This is a genomic window from Haloferax sp. YSSS75 (genome assembly GCF_046764215.1).
Classification (GTDB): Archaea; Halobacteriota; Halobacteria; order Halobacteriales; family Haloferacaceae; genus Haloferax.
Map to the genome: position 1 here is coordinate 412,220 of NZ_CP177206.1, position 25,326 is coordinate 437,545.

Consider the following 25,326-nt stretch of genomic DNA (forward strand, 5'->3'; position numbering starts at 1 on the left):
ACTATTCGACAATCATTCTCCTACTATTCGACAACGAACAGAGTCGCGTCCGATATGTGACTGACGACTACGACTGTCGCCGTCGCTTCCCGCTGAGGTCACCGGCGACGATGATGCCGCCGTGTTCCAGAATGCCGACAGAACAGTCCCAACAGCTATACCACATCTCGTGTCCGCGAGCGACGACGAGGGCGGACCGGTCACCACACCGGTAACAGGGTTGCCGTTCTGGTGAGTGGATGATGCGCATCGGTCGTTCGGTTCTACTCTTCGAGTACCCCTGCGACGCCGACGAACTCGTTTACCTCGTCTTGGATGTGTCGTCGGACGCGTTCGCAGTAGTCCCACAGCAAGTCGTTGAACTGTTCTCGCTCTGCTTCTGTCAGACTCTCCTCACCGCGTGACCACTCGACGGGTATCTGTGGGTGCCGCGTACAGACGACGGACAGCGGGTGGTTCTTGGGATGTCCCATGACGATGGCGTACTCGTCGACACCCCAGATACCGTCGTCGCCGTTGCTGGCGAGTTCTTCGTCGATGTGGTCGAGAAGTTGACGCTCCTCACCCGTGACGACAGCGCTGTCGCCGTTGAACAGTTCACGGTACGCCTGGTCACGCGCCGTGTAGGTCCACCCGTCGAGTTGCTCTCGGGCCTGTTGGAGGAGTTGTCTGTCAGCTTCCATGGTCGTATAGTCGTGCGCCGAGGTGATAGGATTACGCCCGAAAGAGGGGGCCGAACTGCGGTGCGGGTACCACTCGGCCCACGTCTCGACGGGTGCCGACTGGTTCGGACTCACCCCTTGATGTTGGCCAGGGGTGTCGTCCGAGCGACTTTCGTGCCGATACCGAGGGCGTCGCTGACGCGGACCACCTCGTCGATATCTTTGTACGCGCCGGGTGCTTCCTCCGTCAGCGTCCCGCCCGAGCGAGCACGGACGAAGATACCGCGGGCACGCAGTGCCTTCTGGAGTTCGCCGGCAGTGTACTCCGACTTCGCTTGCGTCCGCGACTTGAGTCGCCCGGCACCGTGGGCGGTGGACCCGAAACTGAGCGCAAGCGAGTTCTCCCCGCCAGCGAGGACGTACGAGTGTGACCCCATACTCCCCGGGATGAAGACTGGTTGCCCCACGTCTCTGTAGGCGTCCGGAATCTCGGGGTGACCAGCGGGGAACGCCCGCGTCGCCCCTTTTCGATGGACGAGGAGCGGTTTCTCTCGTCCATCGACGGTGTGCCGTTCCTCTTTGGCGATGTTGTGGCACACGTCGTAGACGAGTTCGACGTCGCTGGCGTCGAAGAGCGCGTCGAACACCTCACGGACTGCCTGCGTCATCGCCTGCCGGTTCGCCCACGCGAAGTTGGCGGCGGCGTTCATCGCATCTCGGTACTTCTCTGCGAGGTGGTCTCCGAGTGGCGCGTAGACGAGTTGCCTGTCCGGGAGCGACTCGACGAGGTCAGCGTACTCTCGTTCGAACGCCCGGATGAAGTGAGAACACGTCTGGTGACCCAGGCCACGCGAACCGGAGTGAATCATGACGACGATGTCGTCGGTGTCGATACCGAACGCCGCCGCCGTCTCCGGGTCGTACACGTCGGTCACACGCTGGACTTCGAGGAAGTGGTTGCCTGACCCGAGTGACCCGACCTGATTGACCCCGCGTTTGAGCGCCTCGGTCGGAACCGCGTTCGGGTTCCCCGGGAGACGGCCGTTTTCCTCGCAGTGGTCTAAATCGGCAATCGTGGCGTGACCGTTGTTCAGCATCCACTCCATCCCGAATTCGAGGATGCCGCGCACGTCGGAGATATCCGTCCGGAGATAGCCACCTTTGCCCAACCCGGTAGGGATGGTCTGATAGAGTCGGTCCGCGAGAATCGACGTCTCGCCGGCGACGTCTTTGTACGACAGTCCGGTTCGGAGGAGACGGACGCCACAGTTGATGTCGAACCCGATGCCTCCCGGACTGATGACGCCGTCGTCTGTGTCTACCGCGGCGACGCCACCGATTGGAAACCCGTAGCCCTGATGCCCGTCCGGCAAGACGAGAGCGAAGCGTTGGATGCCCGGTAACGTCGCTACGTTTCGAACCTGTGTGAGCGTCAGGTCACCCTCTTCGAGCATCTCCTCGATGAGGGCTTCTGAACCGTAGACGCGCGCCGGAACGCGCATCGAACCGGTTCGCTCGACTTCGTAGACGTTCTCTGCGACTGCTGAAAGTTCGACCATCTGACCACCACGTAGAACTATGCGAACGAGTCGCATAAGTGCGTGCGATAGGACAATCACCTTACTCTACTGACAACATTCAACTCCCCGTCGGCCGTATCCTACGTATGGATATCTCGAACCTCGTCGAGGGTGAGTTTCCGACGGTTTGGCCCGACACGCGCGTCTCCAAACTGCAGGGAGTGTTCCACGAAACCGGGACGAAGGCTATCGTCGTCGTCGACGACGACGAGTATCTCGGCATCGTCACGCTCCGGCAGATGAACGTCACCCACCGTGACCCAGACGCGAAGGCACAGAGCATCCTCTGGCACCCGGCGAAAGTCGAACGCGACGAGGACGTCCGGCGCGTCGCCCGCCTCATCCTCGCCAGTCGGAGCGAGGTGCTTCCCGTCTTCGACGGCGACGACCTGTACGGAACGATATCGACGGACCGGGTCCTCGACGCCGTGACGGAGTATCTCGGCGTCCTCACCGTCGAGGACGTCTACTCCGACTCGCTCGTCACCGTCGAACGCGACGCGACGTTCGGTGAGGCGCTCAACACCTTCCGCGAGAACGGTATCACACACCTCCCCGTCGTCGAAGACGACTCCGTCGTCGGCGTCGTCAGCCTCTACGACATCCTCGACTTCACGACTCGGACAGTGAACAAACCGTCCGGTGGGTCGTCGGGCGGATTCGACGTCGCGAGCGGCGAGGCCGGACCCGGATTCCGGTCGCCCGGCGGGATGGGTGACCGTGCCGGCGAACTCGAACGAATGTTGGACTTACCCGTCGTAGACGTGATGAGCACACCCGTGGCGACGGCACTCCCGAACGAAGGACTCGACGTCGCCGTCGAACGGATGTTGGAGGAGGGCGTCTCGTCGCTCATCGTCCTCCACGAAGACGAACCGTCGGGAATCGTCACGAAGACGGACGTCCTCGAATCGCTGACGTGGACGGGTGAGTCGAGACTTCCGGTCCAGATTACCAACGTCGAACTGTTGGACGATATCTCTCGGTCGGAAGTGGTCGAGATGGTGGAGGGGTTCGCCGACAAGTACGGTGGCCTCACGATACTCGAAGCGCACGTCTACCTCCACAAACACGACGAGAAACTCCGTGGGACGCCGCTCATCATGGCCCGCATCCGCCTGTACACCGACAAAGGCCACTTCGTCGGGACGGGCGAAGGATACGGCGCGTCACACGCACTTCACCTCGCCCGAAACATCGTCGAGCGCCAGTTACTCGAAGGGAAGACGCACGACGAGACGAAGAAACCACCATCAGACCCCGACGAGTACTGGTCGAAAGTGTTCGGGTGGTGGTTGACTGCGCCACCGCGTCGCCGGTGAGTGTTGCTTTCACCGTCGAAGACGGCGGCGTACGGTTCGACTTCCGCGACGTGACGCGGGCAGAGAGGCCGTCCATCGAACAGCGACCGTCGACTGAGTGACGTCCCTGTTAGAATCCGGTCACCTGCTCCAGACTCAGTCTCCCAACGTATGACCCACTCGACAGTTCGAACGCGCGACGTGTGGCGGACTGCCGCCGGTGTCGTGCTCGCACTCACTGGGTTCGCCATCTACGTCTGGTTCGTCGGCGTAACCGACGTCGTAGACGCTGTCCGGTCGGTCTCACCGCGCGACATCGCGTCACTCGTCGTACTCGGACTCCTTCCCATCGTCGTCTGGGGGGCGGGACTCTGGTTGCTACTCCACCGAATCGGCGCACGGGTCGGTCTCTGGGACGCGACGGTGCTGTTCGCGGCGACCGGATTCGTCAACGCCGTCACGCCGTTCGGACAATCCGGGGGGACGCCCGTGAGCAGTCTGCTCGTCGCGTGGGAGGCCGATATCGACTACGAGAGTGCGTTCGCCGCCGTCGCCAGTCTCAACGTGCTCGTCCGCCTCGCCTCGCTGTCGCTGGCGTTCCTGGCAGTCGTCGTCTACGCTTCGCGCCTCGTCCCAGTCGGGCAGAATCGGTCGACTGCGACTATCATCGTCGGCGTGACACTGACGTTTCTCGTCGTCGGCGGCGTACTGTGGGTGGCCCGCCACGACGTCGCCCCGGTGGCCGGGCGCGCACTCGGGCGACTCACCGCCCGGGTTGGCCACTGGATTCCCGGTGTCACCCCGCCGTCGCCAGCGAGCGTCGTGAACCGCGTCGAACGGTTCGTGGCGACGCTGGACGTGCTCGCGTCGGACCCGTGGCGCCTCGTCGCCGTCTTCGCACTCGCGACGTTCGGACAGGTATCGGTTGCCGCGGCACTCTGGACTGCCCTCGATACACTGGGTGTCGACCAACCGTTGCTGGCGGTGTTCCTCGTCGTTCCGTTGGCGAAGGTGAGCGGAGTCGTCCCGACGCCGGGTGGACTCGGGAGTGCAGAAGTCGTCCTGTCGGGACTGCTCGCGGCGATGCTGGGCGTCCCCACCGCGTCGGCGACTGCTGCTGCGTTAGTCTATCGTGGGACCGTTTACTGGGTGCCGACTGCGCTCGGCGCCGTCGCCACCGGCGGACTCCTCTTTTCTGCTAGCGGTGGCACCGAGACGCGACGCACGCGACAGATGACCGCAGTCGCGTTCGCCCTCGCGGGTGGAATCTCTATCCTGTTCGTCGTCGTGATTCACACGCGAGCGCTCTTCACCGAACCCACGGAAGTCGTCGTCCACCTCGTTCGAGACGTCGGATTGGGCGTTCTCGGCTTTACCGTGCTGTGGGCGCTGTTTACGACGGCGACGAAGCAGTGACTGTCAGAAAGATGTCGAACGGGCAGACAGCGAACCGGCGGCGTTCACGGGGACGCCACCGCCAACTTCTCTCGCAACTGGGCCGGGTCGACGCGGAATTTGAACGCCGGTCGGCCGTCGACGTAGACGTAGGGAACACGCTCGCCGTACTCCTCGCGGAGTTCCTCGTCGGTATCGACGTCGACCAGTTCGATGTCGACGGGGACGCCCTCGTCTTCGGCCACCTCGCGGATGGTCGCTTCCGCTTCGTCACAGAGGTGGCACTGCTCGCGCGTGTAGACGACGATATCGACGGCGTCACTCGTGTCACTCATATTCGACGGTGTCGCGTCCGTCACTCCTCGACGATTCCCGTGAACTCGTCGACGGGCATCACGGAGTAATCGACGCTCAGCGTGTCTCGCGTCGCCCGAATCTTCCCGACGAACGTCGAGATATCGGTCAGTTGTCCTTCGAGGACGAACAGTTCCATACAGTAGTGGTTGCCGACGTGGTTGTGGAAGTTCGACTTGACGAGGCCTTCGTACTCGTGACGCAGGCCCATCATCCGCTCTTCGACACTCGTCGTCTCGTAGTCGAAGATGACGGTGACGACGGCCATCAACTCTCGGTCTTCGAGTCGCTTGTCTTCGAACTCACCGAGGAGATTCCGCGATGCTTCCCTGACGACTTCGCTCCGGCCGGTGTACCCGTGTTCTTCGGCGAACGAGTCGATGCGCTCCAGCAGTTCCTCCGGCATGGAGACGCTGACGACGGTCATATATTAACACCGGCAACCACGATTATTAAGCATTGGTATCGTGAGGGGTCGCCGGCCGGGACAGACTACACGCTTGCCGGTCGGCCGTCTCGGGATATCTCAGAACCGTGAAGACGGGTGTGAGGCCCGGACGTGGCCGGAATCGGGAGTTTCGGACGCGAGCGTCGTTTTCACCTGAGATAACCGAGGCGAACTGTTGATATAGGAGAAGCGACCAGTCACGAAACAATCGAATCCTCGTATGGCGACATCACCTGATACCGAACTATCTGAGACGCGAATTCACGAGGTACTGAGCAACGACCGCCGTCGGATGGCGATCGAGTTCCTGCAGGACGGGAACATGACGCTCCGCGAGCTCGCGGAGCGAATCGCGGAGGCAGAGACGGGTGAGTCGCCACCACCCCGAAACATCCGCCAGAGTGCGTACGTCTCGCTCCAACAGACCCACATCCCGAAACTCGACGAACTGGACATCGTCGAGTACGACGAGGAGTCGAAAGAGGTGGCACTGGCAGAGGCGGGCGACGTCACCGTCTACATGGAAGTCGTCCCGGAGGGCGAACTCTCGTGGAGCGAGTACTACGCCGCGCTCTCTGCACTCGGCCTCGTCCTCATGGTTGCCGTCACCGTCGACGTTCCGCTCGTCTCCTCGGTCAACGCCGCTATTCTCGCCGGACTCGTCTTCGCCATCATCGGTGGGTCCAGTCTCTACCAGCGCTGGTCGCAGGAACGCTAACCCCGCTTTCGTATCGTACAGCGTCTCTCATCATCGTTCAGCGGTGTTTCGAACTGGGAATACGGGACACAATCAAGTAGCCTCGGCAAGAATAGTTTACCCAGATATGAGTTATAATGTCGTGCTCAGCGACTTTCACATGGTGGACCCCGAGCACCAGCGTCGGATTCTCGGGGACGTTGCCGAGATACACGTCGCCGAACTCGGGTCCGAGGAGGCCCTCGTAGAGGCCTGCCGCGCGGCGGACGCCGACGCCGTCGTCACCGACATCAACACGCCGGTCACCGCCGACGCGCTCTCCCAACTCGACCTCTCTATCGTCGCTCGCGCCGCCGTCGGGTTCGACAACATCGACGTGGAGGCGGCCGACGCGCACGACGTCGTCGTCACGAACGTACCCTCCTACTGCACCGACGAGGTGGCGACCCACAGCATCGCACTCCTCCTGTCGTGTATCCGGGCGACGCCCACGTACGACCGGGCGGTCAAGGCGGGGGAGTGGCCGTCGACGCCCGGGCGTGACCTCCACCGGATGGACGGCCGGACGCTCGGTTTCCTCTCGTTCGGTGCCATCGCACAGCGTGCTGCCGAACTCGCATCCGGGTTCGGTGTCGAGATGGTCGTCTACGACCCGTACGTGGACGACGGACGACTCGCCGAGTTCGACGCAGAACGCGTCTCGGTCGACGAACTCTACGCCCGTTCGGACTATCTGCTGGTCAACGCACCGGCGACACCCGAGACGCGCGGGATGGTCGACGCCGACGCCTTCGACGCCCTCGACGACGAGGCGATTCTGGTCAACACGGGCCGGGGTGCGGTCATCGACGAAGACGCACTCGTCGAGGCACTCCGTGAGGGCGACATCGCCGCCGCCGGCCTCGACGTGTTCGAATCGGAACCCCTCCCGGCGGATTCGCCACTCCGCGAGTTGGACAACGCCGTCCTCTCGCCACACGCCGCGTGGTGTTCGGTCGAAGCGAAAGCCGAGGTGAACGAACAGACTGCCTCTGACATCAAACGCGTCTTCGAAGGGAAGGAACCGACCGCCCGCGTCGAACCGCGTTGGGACTGACCAGTCTGGACAGCGTGCGGCGGGCTGGGAGGACACTTAGGTCATCCCCGACACAAGTGGAGGCATGGTCGACACCGACGACCTTCCGTCGGTCTGTCCCGAGTGTGGTGCGAGACACTCTTTTCGACGGCGGTACGTCACCGGAGGTGGCTGGCGTGCAGTCTACCGGTGTTCGGAGTGTGGGTCACGGGTGACGAACGAAGCAGAGTCAGATTCTGAGTGAGATGAGAGCAGTGCTGCAGTGACTCAACAGTACGTCTCGCGCATCGTCTGGGCGAAGATGCCGTCCCTGTCGAACGCGATAGCCACGAGGACGAACGCCTCGTCTAACGGCCGTATCACGAACACCTCGCGGGGTGCGTCGGGGACGCCCGATTCGTCACCCGCCGTCGCGTCGTCAGTTTCCGCGGCGAGACGGCCGATAAGCGGGTCGAGTGGGACGACGCCGTCTCTGAACTCTTCGAACAGGTCACGCGCACCGGGTTGTTTCGCGAAGACGTAGAGGACGGCGTTCGGGTCACCGTCGGTTCCGTACGTGACGCGGGACCCGATTGCCTCACCGCTGTCCATCCTGTGCCACGTCTCTCGAGCGGCCTCGAACAGTCCGGTCGCACCTCCGACGAACCGGAATCGAGTCCGGTCGGTGACCGACACCTCGGAGAACCGCGGGTCGCCGTCGTCCCACGCCAACGTCGCTTCGATTTCGTTTCCGGGTTCGAGCGCCGCGATGGTGTCTGCGATGTCCTCGTCGTCGTATCCCGTCTGCGGGACGTAGGTGGGCGAGAAGGCGTCGGCGGCGTCGGCGATGGCCGCCGAGTCGGCCCAATCGACGGCCTCTGCGGGGCGTTCGAGCAGGAGCAACTCGTCTGGGTCCCGTGGACTACGGTAGACGCGAAATCGCCCGGCCGTCGTGACGTTCATAACGTCGGCTACTGGACGGACCGAAATACGCCTGCCGGTCGCACGACAGTAGAACCCGTGTGGCCGACCCGTGGGTCAGTCGTCGTCGTCCGCGAACGACGCGAACGCGCCGCGCAGGCCGGCCTGGGTGTCTGCGTCCTGTTTCGTGATTCGCCACCCGGTGAGTCCCATCGCCACGAGGATGAGCGGCGAGAGGAACCCGAGGAAGTAGTACGGCGCGTACTGGAGCGTCGGCACGCCGAGCACGTCGGCCATGTACGCACCACCGGTCCCCCACGGGATGAGTGCGCTCGTCGTCGTCCCCGCCGACTCAACGGCCCGCGAGAGGTTTCTGCTGTCCAAGTCGAACTCGTCGTAGAGGCCACGGAAACTCATCCCCGGTACGACGATACTCATGTACTGGTCCGCCGCGATGGCGTTCATCGCCAGCGACGACGTCGCCGTCCCGATGGTGAGCGACGACACCGAGGTGAGGACGCGCCGCATCTCGTGAGCGATGACGGCGATACAGCCAGTCCGTTCGAGGATGCCGCCGAGCGACAGCGACGCGAGGATGACGGTCATCGTCCACGACGACCCGAGGAGGCCGCCGGACGCGAGGAGCGAATCGACCGTCGCGACGCCCGTCTCGGGGGACGTCCCCGCGAAGGCGACGTTCCACGCGCCGACGAACGTGTCGATAGCGACGGGTCCCTGTACGAACAGTTGCGTGAACGTGCCGGCGACGACGCCCGCGATGATAGAGGGGAGTGCCGGGTAGCCACGGAGTGCGAGGACGAAGGTGACGACGAGTGGTGCGAACACGAGCGGAGTCACGCTGTAGGTGCCCGCGATAGCCGTCTGAATCTCGGTGACGCGCCCGACGGGGATGTCACCCGACGCGGTGAGTCCGAGTGCAGTGTATCCGACGAGCGAGATGGCGAGTGCGATGCTCGTGCCGACGCGCATCGTCCGCACGTGAGTCATCAGGTCGGTGTTCGTGACGGCCGCCGCGAGGTTCGTCGTATCCGAGAACGGCGAAATCTTGTCGCCGGTGTACGCGCCCGTGAGGACGGCCCCAGCGGTCATCGCGTTGGGCATGCCGAGACCCGACCCGATGCCGATGAAGGCCACACCGAGCGTCGCGGCGGTGGTCCACGACGACCCGATGGCGAAGGTGACGACGGCCGACAGCAGCGTCGCCGCCGGGAGGAACACCGCCGGCGACAGCAGGTCGAGGCCGTAGTAGATGAGCGCGGGAATCGTCCCTGCGGCCGTCCACGTCGAGATGAGCATGTAGACGACGAGGAGGATGAGCAGTGCCGACATGCCCATGTTGATGCCGTCGCGGATGCCCTCGGAGAGACGGGACCACGAGAGGCCGAGCGAATATCGACCCACTGCGCCGGTGAGGATGATGCCCCACAGAAGCGGTAACTGCGGGTCGAGGCCGAGCCAGATGACCCCGACACTCAGGAAGACGAGCATCCCGACGACGGGAACGAGCGCCTGCGCGAACGATGGGCGCTCGTCGTCGGGGATGTCGTCGTACGTCAGCGGTTCGAACGAGAGTGATGCCATTTCCGGAACGCAGTATCAGGCTCCCGGATTTGAATCTGACTTTTTAAACGAGAGGAAAAATCGTTATCGTTGGTCGTTCGTTCACTCACAGAGACAGATTCTGCGAAATACGTGTGCTGATTCTGCCATCTGTTGGTTGGTATACAATCTCTCGGTACGTCAGACCATCACGTCACTCACCGGTCGTGAGTGGCCGAACACGCGGGGTCCCCGCGTCGGCGGTTTCGCCAGTCGATTCGTCGCGAAACGGTTGGAGAGGTAGAACTTCGCGTGGTTAGCGGGAGATGCCGTCGTCATCGTCGGCGACGACGCGTTCGACGTCCTCGGGCGTCACGACGGCCACGTCACCGTCGATAGTTCGCTTGAACGACGCCGTCGCGGCGGCCCACTGGAGCGATTCGGAGACATCGCCGCCGCCGAGTCGTTTCGCGAGGAATCCGCCGACGAACGCGTCACCGGTTCCGATGGCGTCGTGCGTCTCCGCATCGTAGACTCCCTGTTCGAACACCTCGCCGTCGGAGAGTCCGAGCGACCCCTCGGCACCGCGGGTGACGACGACTGTCTCGAAGTCGAAATCGTCTGCGAGTCCGCGAGCGATGGATTCGGCGTCGCCGTCGCGTCCGAGGACCGCCTCGGCGTCTCGCTTCGCGGCGAACAACACGTCGATGTCGTCGAACAGGCCCCGGTAGGCATCGGCCGCTTCTTCGGGCGTCCAGAGTTTCGACCGGTAGTTCAGGTCGAACGCTGTCGTCGTCCCCGCTTCCTGTGCCGCGGCGAGTACGTCGGCGGTGGTCACTCGCAGCGTCTCCGAGAGTGCGGGCGTGATACCACTCGTATAACAGATGTCGGCGTCACGGACGGTTTCGAGGTCGATTTCGCTCGTCTCCAGCGTCGTCACCGCGGCGTCACTCCGGTCGTAGACGACGTTCGTCGGGCGGGGAGAGACACCGTGTTCGAGGTAGTAGAGGCCCTGTCGGTGGTCGTCGTCCCAGACGACGCCGTCGGTGTCGACGCCGTGACTTCGCAGTTCACCGACGACGCGGCGGCCGAGTGGCGAGTCGGGGAGTTTCGAGAACCACGCCGCGTCGCGGCCGAGTCGTGCCGCGGCGACGGCGACGTTGCTCTCTGCGCCGCCCGCCTGCACTTCGAATTCGCGGGCCGTTTCGAGTCGCTCGCCACGCGGCGGCGACAAGCGGAGCATCGTCTCACCGAAGGTCACGAGGGCTGTCATGCACGGGGGTTCGCAGTCGCGGTATAAACCTCCGGCGTTGACGTCGAATGACGCGACTGCTGGCGGTTCGACCCACGCGTGGTCGCCCCGTGAGGCCGCTCACGCTGCCGTGAACCGCCGGACCAGATAGATGACCGAGATGGGGATGCTGAGAAACGGCACGGCCACGAGGTAATAAATAGGAGAGGGCACCCAGTCAGACCGTCGTGCGAGCGTCAGTCGGTCGAGGTGGAGTGCGACCGGTGCGACGACGACTGCCAGCGCCGTCCCGTAGAGTCGAATCGCCTCCCCGACGGCCCCCGCCCACGAGGGAACGGCCGGGCCAGTCGCCGCGGTAAAGAGGTACGAGGCGACGAGGACGAGTGGCCCGAAGACGATTCCCAGAAAGACGAGCGGGTTCATCGCTCTCATCCACTCGGTGTCCCGACTTTAATCCTCGGCGCGCGGACGGGCGGTCACTCTTCGGTGCGTCGCCCGCCGTGGCCCGGATAGTCGCGTTCGAATCGCGCTTCTATCTCCTCGCGGTCGAACTCGATGATGACGGGTCGGCCGTGTGGGCAGGCGTACGGGTTGTCGCAGTCGTCCAGCGCCGCGAGCAAGTCGAGGACCGACCCCTCGCGGAGCGACGTGTTGCCGGTAATCGAGGGGTAGCACGCGAGGTCAGCGAGCAAGTCGTCGGCGACGGCATCGACGGTCTGTTGGCCACCATCGGCCTCTTCGCGGACGAACGCCGTCAGCGCGTCGCGGACGAGTCCGGGGTCGAGTGCCGCGTCGAAGACGGCGGGCACGGTCCGAACGGAGACGGTTCGGTCGTCCGTCTGCCCGGCGTGGAACCCGACCTGTGCCAGCGCCTCGCGGTACTCTTCGAACAGCGCGGCCTCACGCGCCGTCAGTTCGAGTTCGACGGGGTTCGCCAGCGCCTGCGTCGGCGTCTCGCCCTCCACGTCGCCCTTCAGGCGTTCGTAGTTGACGCGTTCGTCGGCGGCGTGCTGGTCTACGAGGACCAGTCCCTCGCTCGTCTCCGCGACGATGTAGGTGTCGAGCAGTTGGCCGAGGATTCGCATCGACGGCAACGAGTCGAACTCGGGAGTCAGCGACGCCTCCTCGCCCGTGAGGTCACGCTGTGTCGTCGGCGCTGCGATGCGCCCCGGTGAGCGTGGAGGACTGTCGGTGTCCGTCGCCGTCGTCGGAGCACTGTTCGACGCCGACTCGTCGGACGACCCAGACCCGTCTCCGTCGCCGTCTAGCGACGACTGTTCGGTCGTCTCCGGCCCCGGTGTGAGGTCGTATTCGCGCGGCGGCGTGGGCGGCGTCGAAGAAGATGTGGACGACGAAGGCGAGGGCGGTGAAGACGGCGACGAGGACGTGGAAGACGGAGGCGACGTCGAATCGGACTGCGACGTGGGAGACGCAGTCGAATCGGCGGAGACGTGGCGGTCCTCTCGTGCCGATTGCACGTCTCGGACCGTCGGCCGGTCGAATCCGTCTTCGCCGTCCGCGTCGTCAGCGACGTCGCGAACGTCGTGTGGGTCTGCCCCGTCATCGGCGTCGCCCGTGCCGGGTGCGACGGGTGTCTCGTCCGCCTTCGACAGGCCACGCGGGGCCGACGAGCGGACGAGGCCGTTGTTCAACAGCGCTTCTTCGACGGCGTCGGTCACGTCGCGTTTGACCTGCGATTCGTCGTCCCACCGGACTTCCATCTTGCGCGGGTGGACGTTCACGTCCACGGCGTCGGGTGCGACGTCGACGAAGAGGACGGCGAACGGGTAGCGGTCGGCGTCGAGTTGCCCCCCGTAGGCGTCGAGGACTGCCTCGCGGAGCGTGCGGTCGGTGACGTAGCGGTCGTTGACGAACGTCGAGAGGTAGTCGCGGGTGCTCCGCGTCGTCTCGGGATGACTGACGAGTCCGCTGACCGTGACGCCGGGTGCGTCGTACTCGACGGGGACCATCGACTCTGCGACTTCGCGACCGTACACCGAGAGGACTGTCGACTGCAGGTCACCGCGGCCCTCGGTGGCGAACACCTCTCTGTCGTCGTGTTCGAGCGAGACGGCGATATCGGGGTTGGCGAGTGCGTAGTGGGTGACGACGGTGTTGACGTGGTCGAACTCCGTCGCCGTCGTCTTGAGAAACTTCCTGCGAGCGGGCGTGTTGTAGAACAGGTCGTCGACTTCGACGACGGTCCCTTCGGGGCAACCAGCGGGGCGAATCGATTCGACTTCGCCTCCCTCGTACCGCAACTCGGTTCCGACGTCGCCGCCGCGGGGTTTCGACCGGATGGTCATCCGCGAGACGGCACCGATGGTGTGGAGCGCCTCGCCCCGGAACCCGAGCGTTCCGATACCCGCTTCGAGGTCCTTGATGTCCGATATCTTGCTCGTCGTGTGCTCGCGGACGCAGAGTTCGAGTTCTTCCTCACTCATCCCGACGCCGTCGTCGCGGATGCGAATGCCCTCGGTGCCACCCGATTCGACGGCGACGGAGACGCGCGTCGCGTCGGCGTCCAGACTGTTCTCGAAGAGTTCCTTGACGACCGATGCGGGCCGTTCGACCACTTCACCGGCGGCGATGCGGTCGATGGTCTTCTCGTCGAGTTGTTTGATGGAGGTCATCGGTCACCCTCCGACCGGTCACCATCGCCCGCCAGTTTCGACTGCCACGCCTGCACCTTCGCCATCAGGTCTATCGGCGAGGTTGCGTTCACGTCGGTCGATTCGAGTTCTTCGAGGACGGCTTCCATCTCCGGGTCGAGTGCGGGTTCGGAGGCGGACTCGGATTCGGGTGCGGTGTCGGCCGAAGCGTTCTGGGCCGACCCATTCGCCGGATTCCCGCTTCCACTGCCGCTGGCGACTTTCATCTGGCCGCTTCCTACGTCGAAGACGGCCTGTACCGGTTCCGAAGACCCGCCGCCTTTGGCTTCGATTGCCTTCTCGTCGCGGAGTCTGTTCAGGACGTCCGACGCCCGGTCGACCACGGGTCGCGGGACGCCCGCGAGGTCGGCGACGTGAATCCCGTAACTCCGGTCGGTCGGGCCATCGACGACGGTCCGCAGGAAGGTCACGTCGCCGTCGCGTTCGTCGGCGGCGACGTGGACGTTCGCCACTCTGTCGAGGTGGTCTGCGAGACTCGTGAGTTCGTGGTAGTGGGTGGCGAAGAGCGTCTTCGCGCGCACCTCGTTGTGCAGATACTCGGTGGCGGCCCACGCGATGGAGATGCCGTCGTAGGTGGCCGTCCCCCGGCCGACTTCGTCGAGGATGACGAGCGACTCCTCGGTGGCCGAGTGGAGGATGTTCGAGAGTTCCTGCATCTCCACCATGAACGTCGAGCGACCCTGTGCGAGTTCGTCCAGCGCGCCGACGCGGGTGTAGATGCCGTCGACGACGCCGATAGTGGCCGAGCGAGCGGGGACGAAACTGCCCACTTGCGCGAGGAGCGTGATGAGCGCCGCCTGTCGCATGTAGGTGGACTTCCCCGACATGTTCGGTCCGGTGACGATGAGGAAGCCACGTTCGCGGTCCATGTGCAGGTCGTTCGGGACGAACTCGGTGGTCGTCTCGACGACGGGGTGGCGACCCGCCTCGATGTGGAGTGCTCCCGGTTCGGTGAGTTCCGGCCGTGTCCACCCGTTTCCGGCGGCGTGAGTCGCCAGCGACGCCAGTGCGTCCACCTCTGCGATGGCGCGGCCCACGTCCTGTAAGAGTTCGGCGTGCTGGGCGACTCGCTCCCGAAGCTCCTGAAACAGTTCGTATTCGAGGTCACCGCGGGCCTCTTCGAGTCGAAGCACGTCGCGTTCTTTCTCCTCTAACTCCTCGGTGACGAACCGTTTCGAGTTCTTGAGCGTCTTTATCTGCCGGTAGTGGTCGGGCACCTGGTCGGCGACGGACTTGCCGACTTGGATGTAGTACCCGTCGGTCTTGTTGCGGTCCACCGTGACGTGTGAGAGGCCGTGTTGCCGTTTTTCGCGCTGTGCGAGCGTGTCGAGCCACGACGTCACCGACTCGTGTCGCTCGATGAGTTCGTCGAGTTCGTCGTCGTACCCCTTCTGGAACAACCCACCCTGTGTGACCGTCTTCGGTGGGTCGTCTGCGAGTGCCTCGTCGAGTTCCGCGTGGAGCGTGGCGGCGGCGTCTCTGTCGGGTCGCGCGACGACGTCTGTCAGCGGCGAGTCGGCCAGTTCGGTGCCTTCGATAGCGTCTGCGAGGACGGGGAGAACGTCGAGTGTGTCGCGGACCGAAAGCAGTTCTGACGCGCCGGCGGTTCCCGACGCGGCACGAGACGCGAGTCGCTCTAAGTCGTAGGCTCCGTCGAGTACTTCGCGAACGCGCTCGCGTGCGAGTGCGGCGGACGCGAGGGCCTCCACGGCATCGAGTCGATGCGAGAGTTGGTCTCGGTCACGTCGGGGGCGGGTCAACCACTCTCGCAGGAGTCGGCCACCGGGCGAGGTCATCGTGTGGTCGATAGTGTCGAACAGCGACCCCGACCGGTCGCCGTGCATCGTCTCGATGAGTTCGAGGTTTCGCTGGGTGGTCGCGTCGAGTTCGAGCAGGTCGCTCGGGCGGTAGACGCGGAGGCGAGTCATCGACCGGAGGACGCCGGCACCCGTCTCTTCGACGTACGCGAGGACGCCGCCGGCGGCCTGCGTCGCCAACTCGGAGTCGAGGCCGACGCTGTCGACGGTGGACTCGCCGAACTGTTCGCGGACGGCGTGGCGTGCACGCCCCGGTGCGAACGCGTCGGTAGCGAACAGCGAAAAGGAGGCGTCCGTCGCCTCGCGGAGACGCGAGAGCGTCTCGTCGTCTGAACGGAGGTCCGGCCCGGGGAGCACTTCGACTGGCGCGAAGCGGTAGAGTTCTGCGGCGGCGTCCTCGACGGTTGCGGCCTCGGTGACGAGGAACTGCCCGGTGGTGATGTCGGCGAACGCGAGACCCACACCGTCGGTTCCGGTCACGACGGCGGCGAGGAACTGTGCGTCGTCACGCGACGTTTCGAGGAGCGTTCCCGGCGTGACGACGCGCGTGATACGCCGGCGGAGGTCACCCGACTCCGTCTCGTACTGGTCGGCGACGGCGACCCGATAGCCGTGTTCGACCAGCGCCTTGAGGTACGGCGTCAGGTCGTTCAACGGCACGCCCGCCATCGGATACGACGACCCGTGTGACGACTTCTGGGACACCTTGAGGTCGAGTTCGCGCCCGACCGTCTCGGCGTCCTCGGCGAAGAACTCGTAGAAGTCACCACACTGCATGGCGAGCAGGTCGGCGTCGGTGTCCTCTTTCAACGAGAGGAACTGTCCGACGATTCCCTGAGTAGTCATGTGCGCACGTGGGAGGGCGTGCGGATAAAACGCTACGATGGTGCTCGCTCGGCCGACACCACTGAACCGGTCGGGTCGGAGTCCCTCTGGACGGGGCGGCAGCCAGCTCACGCCAGTGAGTGACATGCGTGGTTTCTGTTACCAAATACCGCCAATTCTGGAGAAAACACACTAATGCGCCACAAAATATTACGTTTGATAACTAGCGGCCCAAGATTATATATCGGAGTTCTCTCGGTCGAATCGTGACTCACTCCGATACGAGACGAGGGTTTCTCCGCGCTGCCGGCGGTGCCGTAGGAGTCGGGACACTCTCGGGGTGTCTCGGAACGCTCGACGCTGAGAACGCACAACCGGTTCGCTTTGGAGCGATATTGCCCCTGAGTGGTCCCCTCGAACAGGTCGGTACGCACGGAAAGCGCGCTGTCGAACAAGCAGTCGCCGACGTCAACCGCGCCGGTGGGATTCGTGGCCGGCCAGTCGAGTTGACCGCACTCGACAGCGAGGCGAGTCCCGACGTCGCCCTCGAAGGCTACCGCTCGCTCGTCGACGCAGGTACCGTCGGATTCGTCGGTGGCCTCGTCAGCGACGCGTCGCTGGCACTCGCCCCGAAGGCGGCCGAAGACGGTGTCATGGAAGTCAGTCCGGCGAGTACGAATCCGCAACTCACGGATGCCGGACGGACGAACGGCCGGAAGTTCTTCGGCCGGACTGTGCCGAGCGACATCCTGCAGGCGATTGCGATGGCGAAGATTCTCGACTCGTTGCAGTACGCCGGTGCCGAGACGGTGTCGCTCCTCGCCGTCGACAACGCGTTCGGCTCTGACCTCGCCGCCGAAATCGAAGCCAATCTCGACGCCGACGTCGTCGCGAACGTCGGATACGACCCCTCGGCGGACTCCTTCGAGGGGACCATCGAGACTGTCTTCGCCGACTCGCCGGACGCAGTCGGATTCGTCAGCGTCCCCGGACAGGAACACGGCGTTCTCGACGCCTACGCCGCCTCGGACTATCACGCGCCGTGGGTTTTCTCCGCCGGCATGTTCGGGAACGACGTTCCCTCTTCGTACGAAGGATTCTACAGCGCGTCGCTCTCGTCGGTGCAGACGGAGGGCTACTTCCGCCTCTCGCGACGCCTCTCGGATATCGCCCCGTTGGCACCCTACGCGGCGAACGCCTACGACGCGATGTTCCTCATGGCGGCGGCGGCCGAGAAGGCGGGGACGGTCAGTGGCCCTGCCATCGCCGACTCGATTCAGTCAGTCTCGGGCGGTTCCGGCCACACAGTCGCTGTCGGTGAGTTCGACCGGGTTCGGTCGCTCGTCGACGCCGGCCGAGAACTGAACTATCAAGGTGCGGCGAGCGGGGTGGACCTGACGGACGCACTCGAACCGCTGAGTTCGTACATCGTCGAACACGTCTCGAGCGGCCGCGCCGAGCAGTTAGAGCTCTTACAGCGCCAGTTCTTCCAGAACGGAGGTGACCGATGAGTTCGCCGCTCTCGTCGGTGCGTGCCGCACTGGGACGACTCGTCCCCGACGTGATTCGTCGCCGGTACGCGGCGAAGTTCGCCGTCGTCCTCCTCGCTATCGCCCTCGTCATGGTCGCCGCGGGTGCGTTCATCCACTTCGACACGAAGTCACTCGTCGAAACCCAGACCCAAGAGGAGATTCGCGGCATCGCGGAGTCGCAAGCGAAGTCGGTTGCCGACTGGACCGCCGCGAAGGAGTCGTCCGTGGCGTTCCTCGCGGAGGCGCTCGGCGAACGACCGTTGACCACGTCGGCGGCCGAACACGAGCGATGGCTCGAACAGAAACTCATCGAACTGCCGGGAGACGTTCGGTCGCTCCACTACGTCGACGCGGATGCCGGATTCGTCGTCGCCAGTACGACAGACGGGATGACCGGCAAATCCCTCGACTCGCTCGACGCGCCGTGGGCAGGCCGTGCCGACGAGTTCGGTACCGCCGGGTCTGCCGCCACGTCGGCACCGTACGACACAGGTGGCGAACCCGTCGTCGCGTTCGTCTCACCCGTCTCGGAGACGGGTGGGTTCGTCGTCCTGACGGCCTCTATCGAGGCGCGCTCTCACGAGTTCTCGTCCCCGTTCGCGACGGGCGACGTGAAAGTCGTCTCGTCCGACGGGACGATTCTCCTCGACAACCGGAAATCGTCGCTCCTCGAACAGTACACCGCCCTCGACGGGTCGGGCGTCGCCGCAATCGACGAGGGCCTCGCCGGACACAGCGGGTACGACGTCGTCTCCGCACGCACAGGGATGGAACGAGGCGAGTACGCGATGGCCTACGCGCCGATTACCGGCACCGACTGGGTGCTCACTTATCACGTCCCGGCGGACCGTGCCTTCGCGCTCCAGTCGCAGGTGACGCGAAACGTCGCGCTCCTGTTGGCGTTCGCCGTCGGTGCACTGTTCCTCGTCGGCGCGACGATGGGTCGCGGAACCGCCCGGTCGCTCGCCGTCGTGGCGCGGAGTGCAGACGAAATCGCTGCCGGTGAAGTCGACGCCGACGTGCCGAGTACGACTCGCATCGACGAGGTGGGTCGTCTCTACGACTCGTTCGCCGCGGTACAGTCGTATCTCACGACGGTGGCCGGACAGGCCGAAGCACTCGCGGACAAGGAGTTCGACGACCCGGTGCTCGACGAGTCGGTTCCGGGGTCGTTCGGCGCGGCGATGGGCCGTACCCACGACGACCTGGAAGCGCTCATCAGCGAACTCGAATCGAAGGCCGAAGCGTTCAGTTCCGTCATGGCGTCGGCGGCGGACGGTGACCTCACGAACCGGATGTCGGAAGACGCCGACAACGAGGCGATGAACGAGATGGCACGGTCGTACAACGAGATGGCCGACGCGCTGGAGGCGACGATTGCCGAAGTCGCGTCGTTCGCGGAGACAGTCGCCGCGGCGTCCGAAGAGGTGACCGCGAGCGCACAGGAGATAGAACGTGCTAGCCGACAGGTCAGCGAGTCCTCGCAGGCGATGGCCGATGGCGCTCACGAGCAACAAGAGCGCATCCACCAGACGACGAGCGAGACGAGCAACCTCTCGGCGACCATCGAAGAAGTGGCGTCGTCGGCGAGCGAACTCGAAGGGACGGCGACGCACACGCTCGAAGCGAGTGAAGATGGGCGCAGTGCTGCGACCAACGCCATCGACACCATCGAACAGGTCGAATCACAGACCGAACAGACGGCCGAACGTATCGAGGAACTGGAAGCCGACATGGAGGAAATCGGGGACATCGTCGAACTCATCACCGACATCGCCGAGCAGACCAACATTCTCGCCCTCAACGCGAACATCGAGGCGGCACGGGCGGGTGAGGCGGGTGAAGGCTTCTCCGTCGTCGCAAACGAGGTGAAGGAACTCGCCGGAGAGACCAAAGCGTCCGCCGAAGAGATTGCCGACACTATCGACGGCGTGCAGTCGAAGACCGAAGCGTCAGTCTCCGAGATGCGCGAGACGCGCGACGCCGTCGAATCCGGTGTCGAAGCGGTCGAAGACGCACACGAGTCGCTCGACGTCATCGTCGAAAACGTCCGCGAGACGAATCAGGGCGTCGACGAGATTAGCCGAACGACGGACGAGCAAGCCGCATCGACCGAAGAAGTCGCGTCGATGATGGACCGCGCGGCAGACATCAGCGAAGAGACGGCGAAACGTGCGGAGTCTGTCGCTGCCGCCACCGAAGAACAGACCGCGTCGCTCGGCGAGGTGTCCAGCGGTGCCGACCGCCTCGCTTCGCAGTCTGAGCGACTGATGTCGCTCGTCTCCGAGTTCACCGTCGATACCGACCGGACGATGGCCGTCGACACCGACACTGCCGATAGTGCCCGGTTCGAGACGAACGAGACGAACGAATCGGCCCCCCGAGTCGTCGATTCGCCGGCCACCGACGGCGGTGCCGACGTCGAGTCGGACGACTCGTAACCGAGCGACTGGGGGACGAGTCACTCGTCTCGTGTCGACTGGGTTCGAACGTCGACTCGGTGTGACCAATTCTGGTATATTTCTGGTATTTACTACACAGGAGAGTTCTACCGCCCGTCTGTGAATATCACCTGTGATAATCTAGGCAGTAGGGTTATGTCCACCTTGTTCGACACACGGACACATGGACCTGCTTTCGCGACTTGCGGCGCTGGTTCCGGGGGCCGGGGCTCGGGCACGTGCAGACGGGGGCGTACAGACGGACGACAGTGCGACAGTTGCTGCTGCAGCACGGCAACTTGGACGTGGTGACTTGCTCGACGGCGTCGGGACGCCCGTGTTCGTCCTCGGTGCAGACCACCGGGTCGTCGCGTGGAACGCGCCGATTACAGAACTGACGGGCGCACCAGCGGAGGACGCACTCGGGTCGGAGCACGTGAGCGAACTGTTCTACCCCGACGGGCGGCGCGCGAAGACGCTCGCAGACAAGGTACTCGAATCGCCGCGAACCGCCGCAGAGAAACACGGACTGGAGCTCGTCGACCCGGTGAGATACCTCTACCGCGACACGAGTGTGATGACCGACCGGAAGGGTGCCGACAGACACATCGCCTTCACCGCCCAGCCGATTTTCGAAGGCGACGACGTCGTCGGCGTCGTGGAGACGGTCCACGACCGGACCGACGTCGTGAACAAACAGCAGGCGTCGGAGGAACTCGTCGAGGAACTATCGCGGACGATAAGCGGCCTGACGAACGGTGACCTCTCGACGCGGGCAGCGTTCGAAGACCACCGCGACGTCCTCGACGAGGAGACGATGCAGGTCGTCTCCGACCTCAACCGGATGGCCGCTCGGTTCGAACGTCTCGCGAGCGAGGTGGATGGCACGACGGCGGACCTCGGCAACGCAGTCCAGCGGGCGGCGACTTCGGCCGAAGACATAGAAGAGCAGGTCACAGAGCAGGCCGAGTTGCTCTCGAAAGGCTCCGAAGAGATGCAGGACCTCTCGGCCAGCATGGAGGAGATTGCGGCCACGTCCGACGAAGTCGCGTCGGCGGCGGACCAGGCGCGGACTGCCGCAGAGAACGGCCGTGAAGCGGGTCAGAGTATCCGGACGGCCACCGACCACGTCATCGACATCTCAGACGAGTTGCTCGACAGCGTGATGGAACTCCAACAGCGGATGGGTGCCATCGAAGAAGTGGTCGAGGTCATCGCGGAAGTCGCAGACCGAACGAACCTGCTGGCCCTCAACGCGAACATCGAGGCGGCACGGGCGGGCGAGGCAGGCGAGGGATTCTCCGTCGTCGCCAACGAAGTCAAACAACTCGCCAACCAGACGCACGAACACACAGAGGAGATTGCCGACAGCATCGACGAGATTCAAGAACAGGCAGACGAGACGGTGATGGCGTCCGAGCAGTCTCACGAGCAGATTCAGGTCGCCTCCGGCGAGATTTCGGACGTCCTCGCGTCACTGAACGAAATCGCCAACGCGGCAGACTCGGCGGCGAACGGCATCACGGAAGTCGCGCGTGCAACCGACTCGCAGGCGACGAACATCGAGGAAGTCACGACGACGATTCAAATCGCACAGGAACACGCCCGTTCGGCCGAAGAGGCGACGACGGACATCACCGACGCGACGTCCGAACAGACTATCGCCCTCGACGAACTCGCCGGGCAGGTGGACGAACTCGTCGGTGGCGACGCCAGTGCAGTAGACGAAGTCCAGCGACTCACTCAGGCCAACGCGGCGACCGACGGCGGCGAATCGGCGGACGACGACGCCCGGACCGACGGCGGATTCCAGTTCGGCCAGTAACCGCTCAGTCTCCACCCCTCCGACACGCGGTAACAAATACCACGTGCACGTTCGATAGATTATCTCTGAATAATTTCTCGAACGTACGAACTATATTCTCAGAAGTTCGCTCGACGGTACGGATTCGATTCGACGCGTCACTCGTCGCTTCGCACACGGTCTTCTCTCACCGAACGGTCACTTATTCGGACTCGACCATCCCGACGCGGCCGAACTCGGTGTTCCGGTAGAGTCGGACTAGCCACGCCCACGTGAGAAGCGAGAGCACGAGCAGGGCGGCAATCTGACCGATAGACTCGGTGACTGTCCCCGTGAACAGTTGTACGACGAGGACGACTGGGTAGAACGCGAGAAAGACAGCGATGAGCAAGGCAATCCCCTTGAGGGGTGTCCACACCGTCTTGTTCATACGTAGACACATCGGTAGCCGGTGTGAAACGCTTTGTGCGTCTTCGAAGACCGGTTCTATCGCACCGCGTCACTCGATGCTGATGGCGCAACTCTCGACGTAGTCGATATCCGAGATGGAGTCGACGCCACCCTCACCGCAGACGGGACACTCGGGGTTCTGTCGGTACGGCACCGTCTCGAACGTCATATCCATCGCGTCGTAGAACATGAGTCGTCCATCGAGTACGTCACCCACGTCGAGGAGGACTTTCACCGCTTCCGTGGCCTGAATACACCCGACTGTTCCGGGGAGGACGCCGATGACACCCGTCGTCGCACAGTCGGGGACAGTCCCCGGTTCGGGCGCTTCGGGGAACAGACAGCGGTAACACGGCCCGTCCGGGAGGAGCACCGTCACCTGTCCCTCGAACTTGTAGATAGCGCCGTGGACGAGCGGGATTCCTTCGAACCGACAGACGTCGTTGAGGAGATACCGCGTCGGGAAGTTGTCCGAGGCGTCGACAACCACGTCGGCACCGTCGAGGAGTTCGTGGACGTTCGACTTGTCGACGCGTGTCTGGACTGGTTCGACCTGTACGTCCGGATTGAGGTTGTTGACGAAGTCGGCGGCACTCTCGGCTTTGGGGACGCCGACGTCTTCGTCGTGGTGGATGACCTGCCGCTGGAGATTGCTCCGTTCGACGACGTCGTCGTCGACGACGACGAGTTCGCCCACACCGACGGCGGCGAGATACTGGATGACCGGCGACCCGAGGCCACCCGCACCGACGACGACGACGCGCGAGGAGAGCAACCGCTCTTGGCCCTCCGGGCCAACCTCGTCCATGATGATGTGTCTCGAATACCGGTCGAGTTGGGTGGCGTCGAGTGAGAGTGTCATATCCCGACGTTAGCGTCGGTGCCGAATAAACCCGCGGCACAGCGGTCAGGGAGGCGACCACCCGTCGTCGTGGTTCGAATCTCGAAAGCGACGCACACTTCCCGCTTCGGTACTCCTCCCTCGATATGGTCGTCGAGACGACGCCGGACGAACTACGCGAGAAACTGGCCGACGAGGAGTGCGACGTGGCTATCGTCGATATCAGAGACCCGTCGTCGTACGCGTCGGGACACATCCCCGGGTCCGAGAACCTCCCGTCTTCGACGCTCGGCCCGGAGATTTTCGACAGAGAGTGGCCCGGCGAAGTCGTCGTCTCCTGTTACGTCGGTGAGAGTTCGCGCCGCGTCGCGGACATCTTAGACGAGAACGTCGGTGCCGACGTGACGAGTCTTCGCGGTGGGTTCGAGGGGTGGAACGGCGACGTCGAACGCGGGACTGAATCCGAATCCGACGCCGGCCCGTCTGCTCCATTCTGACAACCCCTCCAAGTCTCGCGTCGGTCCCCGGCGAATGGTTCTTCCCGCCGGATTGCTCCCTGTTTTCGTCCTCGCGTTACCGTCGGCGTCGCACTCGTCGGGCCGTGCCTCGTCGGCGCAGGACTGTACGCAACCCGCTGGAAAGCGCTGTCGCTCGATGGTCGATAAACGAGAGAAGGTTGTGCGGTGTGCGGGACGTTACTTGCCGCGGCGGCGGCCGGCACCGATGGAGGGACGGATGTGTTCCGTACCCTTGCCACGGTTCTGGAGGCCGCGGTTCTTCTTGCCCGCGTTGGTCAGACCGCGGAAGGCGCGGCCGTCGTGGGCGTCGTCACAGATCCAGTTGAGGTCGTCGTCGTTCTGGATTGCGGGGTGTTCGGGGTCGACGAGGATGACTTCCTGCCACTTCTGGGAGCCGTCCTGCCCGACGCCGTAGGAGTTCAGCACACGCATGTTGGGGTACTTGCGCGAGGCGCGTTCCTCCGCGATGCGCGGGATGGACTTGCGGCGACCGATGCGGTTGACACCCTGGCGCTTCGAACGGCGGCCAGCCTTGTGTCGCTGCTTGCGTGCGCCACCCTTACGGACGGAGACGCGGACCACGACGATGCCCTGCTTGGCCTTGTAGCCGAGTTCACGCGCCTTGTCGAGACGGGTCGGACGCTCGATGCGCTCGATAGCGCCCTGCTTGCGCCACTCCTGTTTGCGCTGCCACTGGAGTTCGGCCAGTTTGCCTTCCTTCGGTTTCTTCCACGCTTCCTTGATGTGGGAATAGAAGCTTCGTGCCATTGTATATCACCGCGGGCGCTTGCGATTCAGCGTCGGGGTATCTTCCCCTTGGCCACATTTCGTCCCGTTCGTGACGGGTGCCCACTGGCGGGCCCGCGTGCCAGCGAGTTGCCGAATCTACCTTTGGGTGAGGGTTAAGAACTTCGGATTGAGAGCGAGTGTGCGGCCTCTTCGCATGGGACGTAAACGAGAGCAGGAATTGACACGTCCTAGCAATGGTTATCCTCTCATCTGACGTACTATTGCATTGGACCGGGCGCATTTCTTCAACTCACGACACGAGTCTGTTCTAGAGTGCACTATCCACGACTCGGAGAATGTTTGACGTAATGACAATCAATCGACTGGCCGGCTGTAAGCGGTGTACCGACTCTTCTGACCCAGTGGACGTCTTGGTGAGCAACGCGTCCTCTGACCCACTGCAGGTGTCCGAG

Annotated in this window: 22 protein-coding genes; 8 read left to right on the forward strand and 14 right to left on the reverse strand. The window is 63.9% G+C overall.

The window, feature by feature from the left end; all coding sequences use genetic code 11:
* Positions 1-67: 67 nt before the first annotated feature.
* The 3 genes from ACK3R5_RS02180 to ACK3R5_RS02190 form a co-directional block, all read right to left on the reverse strand.
* On the reverse strand, positions 68-250 hold the full coding sequence (locus tag ACK3R5_RS02180) for a hypothetical protein (protein ID WP_411965412.1): 183 nt from the start codon (positions 248-250) through the stop codon (positions 68-70).
* 13 nt (positions 251-263) lie between these two features.
* Positions 264-683, reverse strand: a complete 420-nt coding sequence (locus ACK3R5_RS02185; protein ID WP_411965413.1) for a hypothetical protein — start codon at positions 681-683, stop codon at positions 264-266.
* 110 nt (positions 684-793) lie between these two features.
* Positions 794-2,221 (reverse strand): RtcB family protein, encoded by a 1,428-nt coding sequence (locus tag ACK3R5_RS02190; protein WP_411967920.1) that lies wholly within the window; start codon positions 2,219-2,221, stop codon positions 794-796.
* Between the two features lie 107 nt (positions 2,222-2,328).
* Here ACK3R5_RS02190 and ACK3R5_RS02195 point away from each other — a divergent pair, with 107 nt between their 5' ends.
* The gene (locus ACK3R5_RS02195; RefSeq protein ID WP_411967921.1) at positions 2,329-3,564 is read left to right on the forward strand and encodes a CBS domain-containing protein; all 1,236 of its coding nucleotides are present in this window, start codon (positions 2,329-2,331) and stop codon (positions 3,562-3,564) included.
* A 150-nt stretch (positions 3,565-3,714) separates the two neighbouring features.
* The gene (locus ACK3R5_RS02200; RefSeq protein WP_411967922.1) at positions 3,715-4,959 is read left to right on the forward strand and encodes a lysylphosphatidylglycerol synthase transmembrane domain-containing protein; all 1,245 of its coding nucleotides are present in this window, start codon (positions 3,715-3,717) and stop codon (positions 4,957-4,959) included.
* Between the two features lie 44 nt (positions 4,960-5,003).
* Here ACK3R5_RS02200 and ACK3R5_RS02205 read toward each other — a convergent pair whose 3' ends face one another.
* Together ACK3R5_RS02205 and ACK3R5_RS02210 are read right to left on the reverse strand one after the other, a co-directional pair.
* The gene (locus ACK3R5_RS02205; RefSeq protein ID WP_411967923.1) at positions 5,004-5,273 is read right to left on the reverse strand and encodes a glutaredoxin family protein; all 270 of its coding nucleotides are present in this window, start codon (positions 5,271-5,273) and stop codon (positions 5,004-5,006) included.
* Between the two features lie 20 nt (positions 5,274-5,293).
* Complete coding sequence (locus tag ACK3R5_RS02210) at positions 5,294-5,719, reverse strand: CopG family ribbon-helix-helix protein (RefSeq protein ID WP_411965419.1); 426 nt, start codon at positions 5,717-5,719, stop codon at positions 5,294-5,296.
* A 241-nt stretch (positions 5,720-5,960) separates the two neighbouring features.
* Between ACK3R5_RS02210 and ACK3R5_RS02215 the strand changes: the two genes are divergently transcribed.
* Together ACK3R5_RS02215 and ACK3R5_RS02220 are read left to right on the forward strand one after the other, a co-directional pair.
* Positions 5,961-6,458 (forward strand): ArsR family transcriptional regulator, encoded by a 498-nt coding sequence (locus ACK3R5_RS02215; protein WP_411965420.1) that lies wholly within the window; start codon positions 5,961-5,963, stop codon positions 6,456-6,458.
* Positions 6,459-6,564: 106 nt separating this feature from the next.
* Positions 6,565-7,533, forward strand: coding sequence for a C-terminal binding protein (locus ACK3R5_RS02220; protein WP_411967924.1), 969 nt, complete (start codon positions 6,565-6,567; stop codon positions 7,531-7,533).
* A gap of 246 nt (positions 7,534-7,779) precedes the next feature.
* On the opposite strand, the gene ACK3R5_RS02225 is transcribed toward ACK3R5_RS02220, so the two are convergent.
* From ACK3R5_RS02225 to mutS, 6 genes are all read right to left on the reverse strand, one after another.
* Positions 7,780-8,454 (reverse strand): DUF6663 family protein, encoded by a 675-nt coding sequence (locus tag ACK3R5_RS02225; RefSeq protein ID WP_411967925.1) that lies wholly within the window; start codon positions 8,452-8,454, stop codon positions 7,780-7,782.
* Positions 8,455-8,529: 75 nt separating this feature from the next.
* The gene (locus tag ACK3R5_RS02230) at positions 8,530-10,014 is read right to left on the reverse strand and encodes a Na+/H+ antiporter NhaC family protein (protein ID WP_411965423.1); all 1,485 of its coding nucleotides are present in this window, start codon (positions 10,012-10,014) and stop codon (positions 8,530-8,532) included.
* Between the two features lie 274 nt (positions 10,015-10,288).
* On the reverse strand, positions 10,289-11,245 hold the full coding sequence (gene kdgK1, locus ACK3R5_RS02235) for a bifunctional 2-dehydro-3-deoxygluconokinase/2-dehydro-3-deoxygalactonokinase (protein WP_411967926.1): 957 nt from the start codon (positions 11,243-11,245) through the stop codon (positions 10,289-10,291).
* A 99-nt stretch (positions 11,246-11,344) separates the two neighbouring features.
* Complete coding sequence (locus tag ACK3R5_RS02240) at positions 11,345-11,647, reverse strand: hypothetical protein (protein ID WP_411965425.1); 303 nt, start codon at positions 11,645-11,647, stop codon at positions 11,345-11,347.
* A 53-nt stretch (positions 11,648-11,700) separates the two neighbouring features.
* Positions 11,701-13,857, reverse strand: a complete 2,157-nt coding sequence (gene mutL / locus ACK3R5_RS02245) for a DNA mismatch repair endonuclease MutL (RefSeq protein WP_411967927.1) — start codon at positions 13,855-13,857, stop codon at positions 11,701-11,703.
* Positions 13,854-16,559 carry a DNA mismatch repair protein MutS gene (gene mutS, locus ACK3R5_RS02250; protein WP_411967928.1) on the reverse strand — a complete coding sequence of 902 codons (2,706 nt, stop codon included), beginning with the start codon at positions 16,557-16,559 and terminating at the stop codon, positions 13,854-13,856. Before mutS ends, mutL begins: the two co-directional genes overlap by 4 nt.
* 245 nt (positions 16,560-16,804) lie before the next feature.
* On the opposite strand from mutS, the gene ACK3R5_RS02255 reads away from it, so the two are divergent.
* From ACK3R5_RS02255 to ACK3R5_RS02265, 3 genes are all read left to right on the forward strand, one after another.
* Complete coding sequence (locus ACK3R5_RS02255) at positions 16,805-18,049, forward strand: ABC transporter substrate-binding protein (RefSeq protein ID WP_411967929.1); 1,245 nt, start codon at positions 16,805-16,807, stop codon at positions 18,047-18,049.
* On the forward strand, positions 18,046-20,511 hold the full coding sequence (locus ACK3R5_RS02260) for a methyl-accepting chemotaxis protein (RefSeq protein ID WP_411967930.1): 2,466 nt from the start codon (positions 18,046-18,048) through the stop codon (positions 20,509-20,511). The genes ACK3R5_RS02255 and ACK3R5_RS02260 overlap by 4 nt, the downstream gene beginning before the upstream one ends.
* Positions 20,512-20,695: 184 nt before the next feature.
* Complete coding sequence (locus ACK3R5_RS02265; RefSeq protein ID WP_411967931.1) at positions 20,696-22,336, forward strand: methyl-accepting chemotaxis protein; 1,641 nt, start codon at positions 20,696-20,698, stop codon at positions 22,334-22,336.
* Between the two features lie 181 nt (positions 22,337-22,517).
* Here the strand turns inward: ACK3R5_RS02265 and ACK3R5_RS02270 are convergent, their stop codons facing one another.
* A complete protein-coding gene (locus ACK3R5_RS02270; RefSeq protein ID WP_411967932.1) occupies positions 22,518-22,745 on the reverse strand; it encodes a hypothetical protein in 228 nt (75 codons plus the stop codon).
* Positions 22,746-22,814: 69 nt separating this feature from the next.
* A complete protein-coding gene (ubaA, locus tag ACK3R5_RS02275; RefSeq protein WP_411967934.1) occupies positions 22,815-23,627 on the reverse strand; it encodes an SAMP-activating enzyme E1 in 813 nt (270 codons plus the stop codon).
* A gap of 125 nt (positions 23,628-23,752) precedes the next feature.
* Between ubaA and ACK3R5_RS02280 the strand changes: the two genes are divergently transcribed.
* On the forward strand, positions 23,753-24,103 hold the full coding sequence (locus tag ACK3R5_RS02280) for a rhodanese-like domain-containing protein (protein ID WP_411967935.1): 351 nt from the start codon (positions 23,753-23,755) through the stop codon (positions 24,101-24,103).
* Between the two features lie 198 nt (positions 24,104-24,301).
* On the opposite strand, the gene ACK3R5_RS02285 is transcribed toward ACK3R5_RS02280, so the two are convergent.
* Positions 24,302-24,892, reverse strand: a complete 591-nt coding sequence (locus tag ACK3R5_RS02285) for a 50S ribosomal protein L15e (RefSeq protein ID WP_411965435.1) — start codon at positions 24,890-24,892, stop codon at positions 24,302-24,304.
* Between the last annotated feature and the right edge of the window lie 434 nt (positions 24,893-25,326).

What these genes read in the sequence shown, in the direction of transcription:
- ACK3R5_RS02180 (WP_411965412.1), bottom strand. Translation starts at nt 250, where the DNA reads ATGCGCATCATCCACTCACCAGAACGGCAACCCTGTTACCGGTGTGGT.
- ACK3R5_RS02185 (WP_411965413.1), bottom strand. Translation starts at nt 683, where the DNA reads ATGGAAGCTGACAGACAACTCCTCCAACAGGCCCGAGAGCAACTCGAC.
- ACK3R5_RS02190 (WP_411967920.1), bottom strand. Translation starts at nt 2,221, where the DNA reads ATGGTCGAACTTTCAGCAGTCGCAGAGAACGTCTACGAAGTCGAGCGA.
- ACK3R5_RS02195 (WP_411967921.1), top strand. Translation starts at nt 2,329, where the DNA reads ATGGATATCTCGAACCTCGTCGAGGGTGAGTTTCCGACGGTTTGGCCC.
- ACK3R5_RS02200 (WP_411967922.1), top strand. Translation starts at nt 3,715, where the DNA reads ATGACCCACTCGACAGTTCGAACGCGCGACGTGTGGCGGACTGCCGCC.
- ACK3R5_RS02205 (WP_411967923.1), bottom strand. Translation starts at nt 5,273, where the DNA reads ATGAGTGACACGAGTGACGCCGTCGATATCGTCGTCTACACGCGCGAG.
- ACK3R5_RS02210 (WP_411965419.1), bottom strand. Translation starts at nt 5,719, where the DNA reads ATGACCGTCGTCAGCGTCTCCATGCCGGAGGAACTGCTGGAGCGCATC.
- ACK3R5_RS02215 (WP_411965420.1), top strand. Translation starts at nt 5,961, where the DNA reads ATGGCGACATCACCTGATACCGAACTATCTGAGACGCGAATTCACGAG.
- ACK3R5_RS02220 (WP_411967924.1), top strand. Translation starts at nt 6,565, where the DNA reads ATGAGTTATAATGTCGTGCTCAGCGACTTTCACATGGTGGACCCCGAG.
- ACK3R5_RS02225 (WP_411967925.1), bottom strand. Translation starts at nt 8,454, where the DNA reads ATGAACGTCACGACGGCCGGGCGATTTCGCGTCTACCGTAGTCCACGG.
- ACK3R5_RS02230 (WP_411965423.1), bottom strand. Translation starts at nt 10,014, where the DNA reads ATGGCATCACTCTCGTTCGAACCGCTGACGTACGACGACATCCCCGAC.
- kdgK1 (WP_411967926.1), bottom strand. Translation starts at nt 11,245, where the DNA reads ATGACAGCCCTCGTGACCTTCGGTGAGACGATGCTCCGCTTGTCGCCG.
- ACK3R5_RS02240 (WP_411965425.1), bottom strand. Translation starts at nt 11,647, where the DNA reads ATGAACCCGCTCGTCTTTCTGGGAATCGTCTTCGGGCCACTCGTCCTC.
- mutL (WP_411967927.1), bottom strand. Translation starts at nt 13,857, where the DNA reads ATGACCTCCATCAAACAACTCGACGAGAAGACCATCGACCGCATCGCC.
- mutS (WP_411967928.1), bottom strand. Translation starts at nt 16,559, where the DNA reads ATGACTACTCAGGGAATCGTCGGACAGTTCCTCTCGTTGAAAGAGGAC.
- ACK3R5_RS02260 (WP_411967930.1), top strand. Translation starts at nt 18,046, where the DNA reads ATGAGTTCGCCGCTCTCGTCGGTGCGTGCCGCACTGGGACGACTCGTC.
- ACK3R5_RS02265 (WP_411967931.1), top strand. Translation starts at nt 20,696, where the DNA reads ATGGACCTGCTTTCGCGACTTGCGGCGCTGGTTCCGGGGGCCGGGGCT.
- ACK3R5_RS02270 (WP_411967932.1), bottom strand. Translation starts at nt 22,745, where the DNA reads ATGAACAAGACGGTGTGGACACCCCTCAAGGGGATTGCCTTGCTCATC.
- ubaA (WP_411967934.1), bottom strand. Translation starts at nt 23,627, where the DNA reads ATGACACTCTCACTCGACGCCACCCAACTCGACCGGTATTCGAGACAC.
- ACK3R5_RS02280 (WP_411967935.1), top strand. Translation starts at nt 23,753, where the DNA reads ATGGTCGTCGAGACGACGCCGGACGAACTACGCGAGAAACTGGCCGAC.
- ACK3R5_RS02285 (WP_411965435.1), bottom strand. Translation starts at nt 24,892, where the DNA reads ATGGCACGAAGCTTCTATTCCCACATCAAGGAAGCGTGGAAGAAACCG.